Source organism: Paenibacillus sp. FSL W8-0187 (assembly GCF_037969755.1).
Taxonomy (GTDB): Bacteria; Bacillota; Bacilli; order Paenibacillales; family Paenibacillaceae; genus Paenibacillus_AQ.
In genome coordinates, this window is the sequence record NZ_CP150206.1 from 2827416 (window position 1) to 2841919 (window position 14504).

At 49.0% G+C, this 14504-nt stretch carries 13 protein-coding genes; 11 read left to right on the top strand and 2 right to left on the bottom strand.

Annotated elements, in window-relative coordinates:
- The first annotated feature begins 72 nt into the window (after window positions 1-72).
- From MKY48_RS12705 to MKY48_RS12735, 7 genes are all read left to right on the top strand, one after another.
- A complete protein-coding gene (locus MKY48_RS12705; RefSeq protein WP_339293053.1) occupies window positions 73-1077 on the top strand; it encodes an ABC transporter substrate-binding protein in 1005 nt (334 codons plus the stop codon).
- Window positions 1078-1118: 41 nt separating this feature from the next.
- Window positions 1119-1892, top strand: a complete 774-nt coding sequence (locus tag MKY48_RS12710) for an ABC transporter ATP-binding protein (RefSeq protein WP_339293054.1) — start codon at window positions 1119-1121, stop codon at window positions 1890-1892.
- Between the two features lie 5 nt (window positions 1893-1897).
- Entirely contained in the window at window positions 1898-2728 is an 831-nt protein-coding gene (locus MKY48_RS12715; protein ID WP_339293055.1) for an ABC transporter permease, read from the top strand.
- 170 nt (window positions 2729-2898) lie between these two features.
- Window positions 2899-3057, top strand: a complete 159-nt coding sequence (locus MKY48_RS12720; protein ID WP_339293056.1) for a hypothetical protein — start codon at window positions 2899-2901, stop codon at window positions 3055-3057.
- A gap of 322 nt (window positions 3058-3379) precedes the next feature.
- A complete protein-coding gene (locus MKY48_RS12725) occupies window positions 3380-4600 on the top strand; it encodes an MFS transporter (protein WP_339293057.1) in 1221 nt (406 codons plus the stop codon).
- A 257-nt stretch (window positions 4601-4857) separates the two neighbouring features.
- On the top strand, window positions 4858-5838 hold the full coding sequence (locus tag MKY48_RS12730; RefSeq protein WP_339293058.1) for a GNAT family N-acetyltransferase: 981 nt from the start codon (window positions 4858-4860) through the stop codon (window positions 5836-5838).
- 31 nt (window positions 5839-5869) lie between these two features.
- Window positions 5870-6514, top strand: a complete 645-nt coding sequence (locus tag MKY48_RS12735; RefSeq protein WP_339293059.1) for an MBL fold metallo-hydrolase — start codon at window positions 5870-5872, stop codon at window positions 6512-6514.
- A gap of 222 nt (window positions 6515-6736) precedes the next feature.
- Here the strand turns inward: MKY48_RS12735 and scfB are convergent, their stop codons facing one another.
- Together scfB and scfA are read right to left on the bottom strand one after the other, a co-directional pair.
- Window positions 6737-8116, bottom strand: a complete 1380-nt coding sequence (gene scfB / locus MKY48_RS12740; protein ID WP_339293060.1) for a thioether cross-link-forming SCIFF peptide maturase — start codon at window positions 8114-8116, stop codon at window positions 6737-6739.
- A 103-nt stretch (window positions 8117-8219) separates the two neighbouring features.
- Complete coding sequence (scfA, locus tag MKY48_RS12745; protein WP_076321126.1) at window positions 8220-8369, bottom strand: six-cysteine ranthipeptide SCIFF; 150 nt, start codon at window positions 8367-8369, stop codon at window positions 8220-8222.
- 247 nt (window positions 8370-8616) lie between these two features.
- Here scfA and MKY48_RS12750 point away from each other — a divergent pair, with 247 nt between their 5' ends.
- The 4 genes from MKY48_RS12750 to mutS all read left to right on the top strand — a co-directional run bounded on the left by MKY48_RS12750 (window position 8617) and on the right by mutS (window position 14485).
- The gene (locus MKY48_RS12750) at window positions 8617-9597 is read left to right on the top strand and encodes an aromatic acid exporter family protein (RefSeq protein ID WP_076321127.1); all 981 of its coding nucleotides are present in this window, start codon (window positions 8617-8619) and stop codon (window positions 9595-9597) included.
- 128 nt (window positions 9598-9725) lie between these two features.
- The gene (locus MKY48_RS12755; protein WP_076321128.1) at window positions 9726-10292 is read left to right on the top strand and encodes an outer spore coat protein CotE; all 567 of its coding nucleotides are present in this window, start codon (window positions 9726-9728) and stop codon (window positions 10290-10292) included.
- 107 nt (window positions 10293-10399) lie between these two features.
- Complete coding sequence (locus tag MKY48_RS12760) at window positions 10400-11656, top strand: hypothetical protein (RefSeq protein ID WP_339293061.1); 1257 nt, start codon at window positions 10400-10402, stop codon at window positions 11654-11656.
- Between the two features lie 60 nt (window positions 11657-11716).
- Window positions 11717-14485, top strand: coding sequence for a DNA mismatch repair protein MutS (gene mutS / locus MKY48_RS12765; RefSeq protein ID WP_339293062.1), 2769 nt, complete (start codon window positions 11717-11719; stop codon window positions 14483-14485).
- The last annotated feature ends 19 nt before the right edge of the window (window positions 14486-14504 follow it).

The following is a 14504-nucleotide window of genomic DNA, read 5'->3' on the forward strand; positions in this document are numbered from 1 at the left end:
CATTTAACCTTTGGGCAGGCGCTTGCATATGCTGAAAAGAAACATTGGGTTAATGGGGAATGGAGGGTTACGATGAAGCGTCAAAAATGGTGGGGGCTGGCGTTAACCATGCTGCTTGTTTGCGGAGTGGCGCTTGCCGGGTGCGGTGGCGGCGGATCGGCTACGAAGGTCAAGATTGGCGAAGTGACGCGCTCGATCTTCTATGCGCCGCAGTATGTCGCATTGGAAAAGGGATTTTTCAAGGAAGAAGGGCTTGATGTCGAGCTGCAGACGACCCCTGGCGGAGACAAAACGATGACGGCCCTGCTGTCGGGAGCCATCGATGTGGCACTTGTCGGCTCGGAAACTTCGATTTATGTGTATCAACAGGGCTCTGAAGATCCGGTCATTAACTTCGGACAGGTGACGCAGACGGACGGGACATTTCTGATGGCAAGAGACGGATCGGGTGCTTTTGACTGGAACAACCTGAAGGGTAAAGTATTCCTCGGTCAGCGTAAAGGCGGAATGCCGCAGATGGCAGGCGAGTTTACCTTGAATAAAAAAGGAATCGATCCGCACGCGGACCTGGAGCTGATTCAAAATATCGATTTTGCGAATATCGCCTCTGCCTATGCTTCCGGTACCGGTGAATTTGTTCAGCTCTTTGAGCCGCAGGCATCCATATTTGAAACAGAAGGCCGGGGCAAGGTGGTCGCGTCCTTTGGCGTAGAAAGCGGACGTTTGCCATATACCGTATTCATGACAAAGCAGAGCTATATCGACAAAAACGATGCAACGGTGCAGAAGTTTACGAATGCCCTTTACAAGGCACAGCAATGGGTGGATGCAAGCAGCCCGGAAGATATCGCGGATGCGATCATGCCTTATTTCAAGGATAGCGATCGCGACATCGTGGTGTCCTCCGTTAAACGCTACAAGGAGCAAGGCAGCTATGCAGCCGATCCGATCGTGGACGAGGCGGAATGGAACAATCTGCTGGACGTGATGGAGCAAGCCGGGGAACTGAAAGAACGGGTTGCGCCTGACACAATTGTCAACAACAGCTTTGCCGAGAAAGCGAAACAAGCTAAATAATGAAGTACTCCTAATCCATAGAACGAAAGGAGAGAGCACCAATGGTACCGGTAGTTGAATTGAACGATATCGCTCACGCATATGTCACGGATCGGGAAGCCTCTCTGGCTGTGGAAGGAATTCAATTGAAGGTGGAACCGGGGGAGTTCATCAGCCTGGTTGGGCCTAGCGGGTGCGGCAAGACCACCATCTTGTCTGTCATTGCCGGCTTGCTGCAGCCATCCAAAGGAGCCGCCTACGTGAACGGCAAACCGGTAAACGGACCGTCGCCGGAAGTTGGGTACATGCTGCAGCAGGACTATTTATTTCCTTGGCGCACCATTATGGATAACGCCTTGATCGGCTTAGAACTGACGGAGCGGTTGAATCCGGAAAGCCGAGGCGTGGTACAGAGTTTGCTCAAGGAGATGGGTCTTGCGGACAGCGGTAATCTCTATCCCGCCCAGCTGTCAGGCGGAATGAGACAACGGGTTGCACTCGTAAGGACCTTGGCGACAGACCCGGGACTGCTGCTGCTGGATGAACCTTTCTCCGCACTGGATTATCAGACGAAGCTGCAGCTTGAGGATCTGATCGTGGAGACCTTGAAGGAGCGGGGGAAAACCGCCATTCTGGTCACCCATGATTTGTCTGAAGCGATTGCGATGAGTGATCGTGTCATTCTCCTGAACCGCAACCCGGGGAGGGTTCACCGCATGTTCAATATTCCCGAGAACATACGCCGGGTGCAGCCTTTTTATGCTCGTAAGGAGCCGGGGTTCAACGAATTGTTTCATGAGATCTGGGGCGAAATGCAAACGATCGGGAAGGAGTGAAGCTTATGACAACAAGGGAGGAGCCTTCTGCTTCTTCTTCGAAGGGCTGGCTCCAGGATATTTATGTTCAGCATATGAAGCGAAAGAAAAGCATGCGCACACGCGTGCTGACCGTCCAACTTAGCTTGCTGCTGCTATTCTTTATCTGGTGGGAAGCGGCAGGCAGATTCAAATGGATAGACGTGCTGCTCTTCAGCTATCCGACCAAAATTTTTGCCAACATATGGGGGAATATGATCAGCGGCGAGTTATGGGGGCACTTGGGGATCACGGTAGGAGAGACGGTTGTCGGATTCCTGCTCGGCACGCTAGTAGGAACGCTGCTGGCCGTATTTATCTGGTGGTCACCGTTTCTTAACAATGTTCTGGATCCCTACATGGTTGTGTTCAACAGTATGCCGAAAGTGGCGCTGGGACCCATATTTATCGTGATGTTTGGCGCGGGTTTTACCGCTATTGTCGTCACTACGTTATCCATCACGGTCATCGTGACCACGCTTGTTGTTTACAACAGTTTTCATGAGGTGGATTCCAATCTGATCAAGGTCGTCCGGACCTTTGGCGGAACCAAGCGCCAGGTGTTTCAGCGAGTTATTTTGCCGGCTTCCTATCCGACGATCGTGTCAACGCTTAAGGTCAACGTGGGCATGGCGTGGGTCGGCGTCATCGTCGGGGAATTCCTGGTCGCCAAATCGGGTCTCGGTTACTTGATTATGTACGGCTTTCAGGTATTCAATTTTACGCTTGTGTTGTCGAGTCTGCTCATTATCGCCGTTGTAGCTACAGCTATGTATCAAATGGTGGTATATATAGAAAGGATCCTGATGCGAAGCTAACTGAACTGGGTATTCAACAAGCTGAGAATCTTGCAGAATTTCTCACAGGTAAAGATCGTGATTTTAATAGAGTAGAGAACCCTTCCGACAAGCGGAAGGGTTCTTTGTTTTAATGGGGAATTATGGTATCGTTGTTGAGTTCAGAGCGATACAGAAGGAGGCGCTTATCGTTGGAAGAGGTGTTGGTGACGTTGCCGGAAAAAGGGAAGAAGAGAGAAGACGCAATTACACGATTGAGTCATGTGGAAGCACTCTTTTATCATGCCCACCATGAGAAAGGGAAATGCAAAAAAGCGGCGTTAATGGTCTTGGTTGGGGATACTGTTTAAGAGAGTTATTGTGTACAATTGGAAAGTTTGGAGGTTGACATGTTCTTCACTATTTTGCTAGTATGTATCACGAAATAAATTTTCCTTTAATACAGTCCAGAGAGGCTGAAAAGGGCTACGTGATATTTTTAGGCTAATAATATCTATGTCTTCGCATGCCCTTTTGCCCTCTGTGCAAGAAGGGCTTTTTATTTTGCTTAAGTACCTCTTTTAAAGGGAGTCCTGTGAGGCTTCAAAAGAGAATGGAAAAGTCTTGTGTAATCCATTCCCTCAAACACGCTAAAAGAGAGTTTTATCATCAAGAATTTGGAGGAACGCTAGAATGGATTATCGTAAGAAGACAGTAGTAGCTTCAGTAGCTGGTTTAACGTTGGAAGGAATGGACATTATGTTTGTTTCCTTTGCGATGACAATGATTATTTCAGAATTTAACATTGACTTCGCAACGGGTGGACTGATTTCTTCCATAACGAATATCGGCATGCTGCTAGGCGGTATTATTTTTGGGATTTTAGCTGATAAGTTTGGGCGGGTAAAGGTGTTTGCGAATACCGTCTTGTTGTTTGCAATTGGAACGGCTTTAACGGGATTAGCAGCGAATATTGAACAAGTATATATTTTCAGATTTATCGCAGGTCTTGGCGCAGGGGGCGAATATGGAATTGGTATGGCTCTCGTTGCTGAGGCTTGGCCGAAAAACAAACAAGGAAGAGCTTCCTCGTATGTGAGTGTAGGTGCACAGTACGGAGTTATTTTAGCAGCGTTGCTAAGTGCTGTCATTCTTCCGTTCTTGGGATGGAGAGCTTTATTCTTTGTTGGAGTGGTACCTGTCATTTTCGCCGTTATTGTGCGAAAGAACCTTGAAGAATCTCCAGAGTGGCTGGCTGCCCAAAAAAATAAAGAAACCAACAAACAACATGAAAAAGGCAAGCTGGCTCAACTATTTGAAACGCCTAGAACATCGCTGACAACAATTTCATTGATTATTATGGCAACGGTGCAAATTGCCGGCTACAATGGTTTGATGATTTGGCTGCCATCCATGCTGCAGAAATCTCAAGGTTTATCCGTTTCAAGTTCTGCTCTTTGGACCATTAGTACAGCGGTTGGCATGATTATTGGGATGCTTGCGTTCGGCCTGTTTATGGACCGATTTGGTGCAAAGCGTGCTTTTGGCATCTTCTTGCTTGCCTCTGCATGTGCTGTGTTTTTATACTCCTATGCAGCTGGAAGTGCTGCTATTTTAATCGGTGGCGCGATTGTCGATTTCTTCTCGAATGGCATGTTTGCTGGGTATGGAGCTTTAATTAGCAGCTTCTATCCTGTGCAAATTCGAAGTACGGCGACAAATACGATTTTTAACTTCGGTAGAGCCATTGGAGGGTTTTCGCCAATCTTTGTCGGCTATATTCTTCAAAGTTATGATATGACGGTCGTCATGATCTACTTAGCCGCCTTATACTGTATTTCCCTTATCTTCATGTTGACTCTAAAAAAAGGGCCAAGTGAGGTTTTGCAACCCGTTGAAGTTAAAATAAATTAAAGCATGAAAGAACGATTTCCACACCATAGGAATTCGTTCTTTTTTATGTAAGCCCGGTATGCATATGTACTCCCCTTACCCACCAGATTTATGCGGAGAAGAATTTATCTGTGCTAATTGAAGAACTTCTTAACTTATTTGGCTAGGGAATCGGCTGTGAATTTATCAGTAAAACCATATTTTACCGTGAAGCAAGCCTCCATGTATGGGATAATCTCTTTGAGATCGATTAGGAAAACTTGGAGGAAATGATAGCGATGAAATTTATAATTCGAAAGATGAGAGAGCCGGACGATTTTGCTGCGGTGGCGTCGCTGCTCAATACGGTTTGGCCTGAACCGGTAACGGCGGAACTTTTGAAGGAAGAGGAGGACCAAATCCCTCCGGGTAAGCTGGATTACAATGAGAAGGGCGAGCTGACAGGATGGGATCGTCCCAAATGGGTAGCGGAAGATGAGTCGGGGCAAGTTGTTGCATACGCTATCGCTTGGAGAGCACCTTGGACGGAGCCGGGTGAATTATTCCTCACCCTTGTTGTACACCCGGAAAGCCGTGGAAACGGGGTAGGCAAGGCGATGTACGATACGCTTCACCAATGGGCGGCAGAGGTTAGAGCTTCTCGTCTGACCGTTATTTTGAGAGATGCAGACGCTTCGTCGGCAGCTTTTGCCGAACGTCGCGGTTACATACAGGAGCGCCATATTTTCGAATCTGTTCTGGACCTGGCATCGTTTGACAACGACAACCTGTTTGTTACGGTTGAAGAGGCAGAGCGGGCCGGAATTCAGTTCATTACATTAGCCGATGAGCCGGGAGAAGACGGGGAAAGAAAGCTCTATGAGCTTTACAAGGTCACACAGCCGGATATTCCGGGTTTTTCCGGCGATGTCCCTTGGTTTGAAGAATGGAAGAAATGGAGCATTGGACACAGCAGAGTGCGCCCGGAATGGATCCATATCGCCAAGGACGGTGACCGCTACATCGGTGTCGTCACATTGCAGCAGAACGAGCAGACGCAGGCGATGTATCATGAATATACCGGCGTTCTGCCGGAGTACCGGGGCCGCCGCATCGCGCTTGCATTAAAGCTGCTCGGCATTCAAACAGCACGTGCATGCGGAGTCCCTTATTTGAGAACGCATAATGATTCCATGAACGTCCCGATGCTTCGAATTAACCGTGATCTTATCGGTTTCCGGGCGGAGCCGGGGAATTATCAGATGGTGCTTAAGCTGTAAACATCAACAACTGGAGAAAGAGGAAAACGAAATGGAAATAAAAAAAATCAGGAATCGAAACATTCTGTTTACGTATCGGCAGCCTGCTGGTTGGGATTTAAATGTTCAGCTTATTCTCGGCAATCGGTACAACTACATCATCGATACAGGCTTGGGCTCTTTGAGCATGGAGCCTGTCAAAGAATACATAAAGCATGATTCCAAGCCCATCATCGTCATCAATACCCATTACCATTGGGATCACATCTGGGGAAACAGCTCGTTTCGAAACTGCACGATTTTATCTCACACGAGCTGCAGGGACATGATCGATGTACATTGGGAAGAGATGATGCAGAAATACGGGCATCTTGTTGACGGTGAAGCCGAAAAACTTCTACCCGATCTAACTTTCGAACAAGAGATCTATTTTCCCGATGACCAAATAAGAATCATGTATACACCCGGTCATACCGCGGACTCCATCAGCATTATGGATGAATTGGAAAAGGTCATTCATGTAGGCGATAATATCGGTGACTCGATGGAGGAGCTGGTTCCAAGCCTCTATGGTGAAAAAGATGACTATATCAAGACGCTTTTAAAGTATAAAGAAATGGATATGGAACTTTGTGTGTCAGGGCATAATACGGTTACGGAAAAGCAAGTCTTTGACAAAATCCTGGATCTCTTATAAGGGCCCGCCAACATTTTAACGGAAATAGACACTACGTACGATTTAATCGTTATTCAAAAAGCCGGTTTTCCTCGCTAAGGAATCCGGCTTTTTATATATTCAATGGACACTTGCACGTTCATGTCTAGTGAAAATTTAGTGTCATAATATCTAATGAAGATGGATCATTTTTTTAAAATATTCTATTGGAAAATTTCCCTTACCGTGCAGTTGTACCGCTATCTACACTTCACTCTCTTCCATCGCTCGGATTGACTCGGCGACCTTGGCCATCATCGAGCATTCGATCCGTTTGCGGAACACGTCACAACTAAACTCGTAAATTCCGTTGATGGAACCCGTCGCATGCAAAGCATTGGCAGGGCAGCCGCCACTGCAGTAGAGTTTAGCCCAGCACCCCTTACACTCCGGCTTCGTGTAGCAGTTGCTCTCTTGGAATTGGCATTGCAGCTTAGGACGCGTGATGCCATCCCAGATGTTGCCCATGCTGTACGCTTCATCCCCGACAAACTGGTGGCAAGGGAACAGTTCGCCCCATGGTGTGACAGCGAGATATTCTGTGCCTGATCCACAGCCCGTGATCCGCTTCTGAATGCACGGTCCCTCTGAGAGATCGAGCATGTAATGATAGAAGGTAAACCCTTTGCCTTGTTCAGTGCGCTCAATCATTTCCTTGGCGAGAATTTCGTACTGATTGTATATCTCCGGGAGATCCTTCTCGGTAAGCGCATAAGGTTCCCGTGGATCACAGATGACCGGCTCCATCGAGATTTTGTCAAAACCAAGATCTGCGATATGGAAGATGTCTTTGGTGAAGTCGACATTGTTCCGCGTATACGTTCCCCGTACATAATATTCTTGATCTCCGCGCTTTTGGACGAATTCCTTGAACTTCGGCACGATAGAATCATAGCTTCCCTTGCCGGTAACGGTTGTGCGCAGCCGATCATGTACTTCTTTCCTTCCATCCAAGCTCAAGACGACATTGTACATTTCCTGATTTAAAAACTCGGTAACTTCATCGTTGAGCAGCATGCCGTTCGTTGTGAAGGTGAAGCGGAATTTTTTCTTCCATTCCTTCTCTTTGCTTCGTGCGTACTTTACAATCTCTTTGACGACTTTCCAAGCCATAAGCGGTTCCCCGCCGAAGAAGTCGATATCAAGGTTTCGGTGATGGCCAGAATTTTCCAGTAGATAATCGATAGCTCTTTGCCCGACCTCTACGCTCATAATTGCCCGATCACCATTGTATTTCCCTTGGCTGGCGAAGCAATATTCGCACGACAGATTGCAAGTATGTGCGACATTGAGACAGAGCGCCTTTACATACGTTTTACGTGCTTTTAAATGAATAGATAGATCCTCATAAGCATCCTCTGTAAAAAGCTGCTCATTCTTAATTAGTTCCTCGACCGCTGAGATCGTCTCCTGAATGCTTTCTTCTGAATATTGCTTTTCCATCATGAGCGACAGGATTTGTTCGGGTGTTTCATGTTCATAAAGCGCAATAACTTCATATGCCAGGTCATCAACAACATGGACAGAGCCACTATAGGTGTCGATTACGATGTTGTATCCGTTCAGTTGATATTGGTGAATCATACTGCGAATCAAGCTCCTTTTAACTATAAATTGCAGGCTGCTATTCAGCAGAAACAACTTCGCCGTCCTTGTAAGGACGGCGGTGAGTTTCTTTGCCCATTTGTTATTTGTTCATTGCGTTCTCACAACGCTGATTAGCTACGCCGCAGGAAGTCTTGCAAGCAGATTGGCAAGATGTTTGGCATGCGCCGCATCCGCCGTGTTTTGCAGTGTCCATCAGTTTGCGTGTGCTTAGTGTTACGATTCTTTTCATCATGAATAACTCCTCTACCATTTCGTGAATTCGAATAAACTCGCTACGTTGAACTATGGTAACAACAACTTGGAATACTCAACAATCAAAAAGGTCACACTAATTGGAAAATCTAATGGTCTAGGCCACCCAGGCATGGTTGTTTATGGCATTAAAATAAGCTAGGATGAAGATACCTTATAATATGTAGTCACATGAAAGGTAACATATATAGTCATCATCAACTCGCCTGGAGGCTCTTCATCACATGGGATTTCGTGTCATCAAAACGGCTGCGGCAAGCCTGCTTGCCATCTTAATTACAGATGCCTTGAACATACCGGGGGCTACGTCCGCCGGTCTTCTTGCTATACTCGGCGTTGACGTCACGCGAAAACGGAGTGTGCGCTCCATATCGTCCAGATTGTTCGCTTCATTGCTGGGCCTGGTGCTGGCGTGTATTCTATTTTATTTTCTCGGTTTTCATTATTGGGTACTGGCCATATACATATTGCTTGCATTTCCCGCGATTTCAAAAGCGAACTTTAAGGAAGGCATCGTAACCAGCTCGGTCGTGGTGTTTCGGGTGTTTCAGGGGAAAGAGATCGGAATGGACATTTTGCTAACCCAAATTGAACTGTTGATTATCGGTCTCGGATCGGCCATGCTTGTGAACTTGGTTTATATGCCGAACAGCGAGGGAGCGATGATGGAGATTCGCCGGAAGGTGGACGGGCTCTTCTCTGTCATTTTCCATCATTTCTCGCTTACGCTTCGAGATCCCGAACATATATGGGACGGTAAAGAGTTAATTGAGGCTAACCGGCAAATTGAAAGAGGAATTGAGGAAGCGAAGCGGGCATCGGAGAATCAGATGATTCATCCGGACGGCTCCTGGAACATCTACTTTTATATGCGGAAGGAACAGATGGAGAATATCCAGAGCATGATGCATCAGATATCCCAGGTGTATGAGAGGCTTCCTCATGGCGTGCTGACGGCGGAAATATTCGATCAGTTAAGCAAGGATGTCATTGCCGAAGGATATACGGGCAAGTCCGAAGGACTGCTGATTGAGCTGGAGGACTTGTTTAAAGAGATGGAGCTGCCGACGACCCGCGAAGAATTCGAGGTCCGTTCCGCCATCCTGCAGTTATGCCATGAGCTGGAATACTATTTGAATATTTCAAAGAAGTATAAGGCCCCCACGGCGAAAAAACCGCAGAAGCGCGCGGATTCGGCCGTATAGCTTAGGGATTTGCAAAAAAAAATCTGATATTTTTAGCATCATATGAATTTATTTGGACCACTTCATTCAACATTCGCCCATGTCTTGCATACACATGTATGGAATGATTGTATGGAGGAGGTTCGAAGATGTCATTGAGTCATAAACACCAATGTAGAGAAATCATCACGAAGGCGATCTGCGGCAAGGGTCGTAAATTCTCTACCGTAACACATACCGTGACTCCGCCTAATAATCCGACCAGTATTTTGGGGGCTTGGATTATAAACCATCAATACGAGGCGGTTGCCGCCGGAGACGGAATTGAAGTTATTGGTACTTACGATGTTAACATCTGGTATTCCTATGACAAAAATTCACAGACCGATGTGGCGAAAGAAACGGTATCGTATGTAGAACGCGTGCCTCTTTCTTATCTGGATCCGAAGCATCGTGCATCCACGGTGGAAGTGTCGGCTGAAGCGACACAGGAGCCGAGCTGCGTTGAGGCCAGCGTATCCTCGAATGGCACGAGTGTCATTCTGCGGGTAGAGAGAGAGTACGCGGTGGAGCTGATTGCGGAAACCAAGGTCGTTGTCAAAGTATGCAGCCATCACCATGGCGACTACGAAGACAAAGAATTCGATTACGTCCTGGGAGACGAAGGCGACGATTACGAAGACCTTGATTACGAAGGTCTGGAGGATGAACTGTAAGATAACCCTCCTGTAGGAATGATTCTAATCTTAGCATATGCAGTGAGGGCAGCTTTGCGGAGGGCGGATGCCCTCTTTTTTATTTTTTTTTACAGGGGGACTAGGAGATGGCTCAATTTAAAGTAGAACCAGTTGCTGTAAAAGAATATGTACCATTGAAGGGAGCTGCAGTGCTCCTCGCGCAAGCACGTCTGATCAGATCCGGAATACCATGCTCTCTGGGCTTGAGTACAGTTGAGGAGAAGCATTTCACGGCCAGGTACGCGGTTCATGTCGAGGGGTTGTCCGCAGTCTCGATCCGCTCTTATCAGCTTGGCGGCAGTGAAGTGATATTTGAGCCCGATCCCGAGAACGGGAGGTATGAAGACGGCCTGCATCGGAGATTGGAGAAAGCAGCCCTGCGGTCGCTGTATACGCTGGGTGTGGATGAAGGAGAGGTCATCATCACGGCCCGGCCTGGGCGAAGATATGTAGTCGAAGGTGTCCGCATGAAAGCGGGCCGGAATAAAACCGTTATGAGTGCCAAAGGCCAACAGGCGGCAGGTTTTCACGCGCATAACGAAGACAGTGAGTTTCCTTTGACTCCTCCGCTGCTCATGGGGATGGATCCCGAATTTGTGCTGATGAAGGATAACGGAGATATTGTGTATGCATCCGAATTTATGGAGCGTGGCGGGTCAGTCGGCAGTGACGCCGTTCGTTATCGGGGTGAGGTCATATACCCCATTGCCGAGCTGAGGCCATTACCGAGAGCAAGGCCAAAGGAGTTAGTGATTGAAATGCAAAAAGCTCTGCGTCAAGCCCAGAGCCTAATTACCGATCATTCATTAACATGGAGGGCAGGAGCTCTGCCTTATGGTGATTTCCCGCTCGGGGGCCATATTCATTTCAGTGGGGTACCGCTTTCCCTGTCTCTTCTTCAGACCCTGGATAATTATTTGGCTCTGCCGCTGGCGCTGCTGGAAGACCCCAAGGGGCGTCTTCGTAGGCCCCGTTATGGATATCTGGGGGATTTTCGGAGACAGCCATATGGTGGGTTTGAATACCGTACGCTTCCCAGCTTTCTCGTTTCGCCGCTTGTCGCGAAGGTGTCACTCTATGTTGCCTATCTGGCAGCTCGGTACAGCGACCGCTTGCTAGCGAGGCCATTCAATACGGAACGTTACCATCGCGCCTATTATGAAGGCGACAAGTCCGTGCTTCAAGAATGTATTGCAGGCTGGCATAGGGATTTGTCAGCACTGCCGGAATATTCGGACTTTGCTCGTGAAATCGAACTGGCTCTTGCACACATGGAGGCGGGGCGCGTTTGGGATGAAAGCAGAGATATCAGGCCGCTGTGGAATATTCCCGTGAAGCCGTGATGCCTTGCGATCAATTTCTGTTATAATGGAGGTCAAGCTAGAAGGTAATGGAGGTACGTCATGGCTAAATATACGCCGATGATTGAACAATATTTGAAGGTCAAAGAACAAGCGCGCGATGCGTTTCTTTTTTTCCGCTTAGGCGATTTTTACGAAATGTTTTTTGATGATGCGATCCTCGCATCGAAGGAATTGGAGATTACGCTGACCGGCCGCGAAGGCGGCGGTGCAGAGAAAATACCGATGTGTGGAGTGCCCTATCATTCCGCGGAGGGTTACATCCAGCGGTTGATTGAGAAAGGGTACAAAGTCGCGATCTGCGAGCAGATGGAAGATGCTTCTGTCACCAAAGGCATGGTGCGGCGGGAAATCGTTCGGGTCGTCACGCCGGGGACCATCATGGACGGCAAGGTCGTGCACGACAAATCGAACAATTACATGGTGTGCGTTACGGAAGCGGGCGGATTGATGTCTTTATCGGCATGCGATCTGTCCACAGGTGAGCTTTATGTGACATCAGTGCCATCTTCGGAGGAATGGCTGCGGGATGAGATTGGCCTTTATGAGCCTTCCGAGATCATTGGGGACGCTTCCCTTCTTGATATCATCTCATCTCAGGCGCTTCCAGGCAGCCGCAACATTGTCTATACGGCTTGGGATCGTAGGGAGGACGCATTGGTTCGCTCCCAATTCGGAGAACCGGCCTGGGCCCGCCTGGAAGAGGAGCGAAGAGCCTGCATATCCCTGCTGATCTCGTATTTAAGCGAGACGCAGAAGCGGTCACTGGGACAGCTGACGCAGATTGCTTCCTACGAACCGGGACAATACATGGTTCTGGATCCATTCACCAGACGCAACTTGGAGCTGGTTGAGACAGTTCGTGAGCGTTCAAAGAAAGGTTCGCTCCTGTGGCTTCTGGATCGCACGGAAACCTCGATGGGAGCCAGACTCCTGCGGCGGAGAATCGATAAACCGCTGCTGTCCCGCAGCCGGATTGAAGAGCGGCTGGAGGCTGTTGAGCATTTGTATAACCAGTACATACTGCGTGAAGATCTGCGGATGGCGCTTAAAGAGATATACGATCTGGAACGGTTGGTCGGCCGGATTGCGTTTGGCAGCGCGAACGGACGGGATTTGAACGCGCTCAAGCTGTCGTTAAGACAAATTCCTTCCCTGAAAGAGCTGTGTGCCCATTCGGCTTCCGAGACGCTGCGGCGGGTGGCTGCGGATACGGATATTTGTGACGATCTGTGTGAACTGATCGAGAATGCGATTGTTGATGAACCGCCGGTGTCCGTGCGTGACGGAGGCATCATCAAGCCGGGCTATCACGAGCGGCTGGATGAGTTTCGTGAAGCGAGCACCAGCGGCAAACGCTGGATCGCCGAGCTGGAAGCGAAGGAACGCTCGGCTACGGGGATCAAGTCGCTGAAGATCGGTTACAACAAGGTGTTTGGCTATTATATCGAGGTGACCAAGTCCAATCTGTCTTCCCTGCCGGAAGGCCGGTACGAACGCAAGCAGACGCTGGCGAACGCGGAGCGTTATGTCACGCCCGAGCTGAAGGAGAAGGAAGGTCTGATCCTGGAGGCGCAGGAAAAGATGGTGGATATGGAGTACGCCCTCTTTACCGAGCTCAGGGACAAGCTGAATACCCAAGTAAGCCGGTTGCAGAAGCTCGCTGAGCGCATTGCAGAGATCGACGTCTACCAATCGCTCGCTGCGGTCAGCGCGGAATACCGGTTCGTGAAGCCGGAACTGAGCGAAGGTTATGATTATATCGTTGAAGGCGGTCGTCATCCTGTTGTAGAAGCCGTCATGAAGGATTCATCGTTTATCGCGAACGGAACGGATTTGCGCAAGGACGGCTCCTCGATCCTGCTTATTACCGGTCCGAATATGGCTGGAAAAAGCACGTACATGCGCCAGGTTGCCTTATTATCGATTCTGGCCCAGATGGGCTGTTTTGTCCCGGCAGAGCGTGCGGTTGTCCCGCTGGTCGACCGGATCTTTACTCGCATCGGGGCGGCTGACGATCTGATCGGCGGTCAGAGCACCTTCATGGTAGAGATGGCGGATATTCAGGTCATGACGGAAAAAGCGACGCCCCGCAGCCTGATCATCATTGATGAGCTTGGACGCGGTACGTCGACGAGTGAAGGCATGGCAATCGCACAAGCCGTGATTGAGTATGTGCATGACCATATCGGCTGCAAGGCATTGGTATCAACGCATTTCCATGAGCTTGCCCATCTACAGGAAAGCCTTGGCGGTCTTAAAAATTATTCCATGGCGGTTCAGGAAAGCGGAGACAAAGTGCATTTCCTCCGCAAGCTGATCCCTGGCGCAGCCGACAGCAGCTACGGCATTTACTGTGCGAGATTAGCCGGCTTGCCCGGCAGTATCATTGACCGCGCCTATGGGCTGCTGCAGGGCCTGGAGATGGCTTCGCTGGCCGCGGTGGCATCAGAGCAAGGGGTTGTGATGCAGCGCGAGCAGCCAACTGCCGCACCTCCGTCCGATGAAAGACGAAGCGGACCGGAAGCTGTGTATGAGCATCGAGAAGATACAACGCTGTATACTGAAGGCTTGGGCGGTGCTAACCAGAAAGGCGGCGTGGTGCAGCTCTCCATTTTTGGCGAGGAGGAAGTGCCTGAATCGAGTGCTAAGCCTGGTAAGGATCAGCACTCGATGCCGCAGGAAGCCTCTCAAGATCCTGCGATCAAGAGCCTCATTGATGCTGTTAAGGGCGCGGACGTGATGAATATGACGCCGCTTCAGGCCATGCAGTTCCTGAATGACTTGAAGCTTCAAGCGAAGGATATGTGATTTAGCATAGGAATGAAAT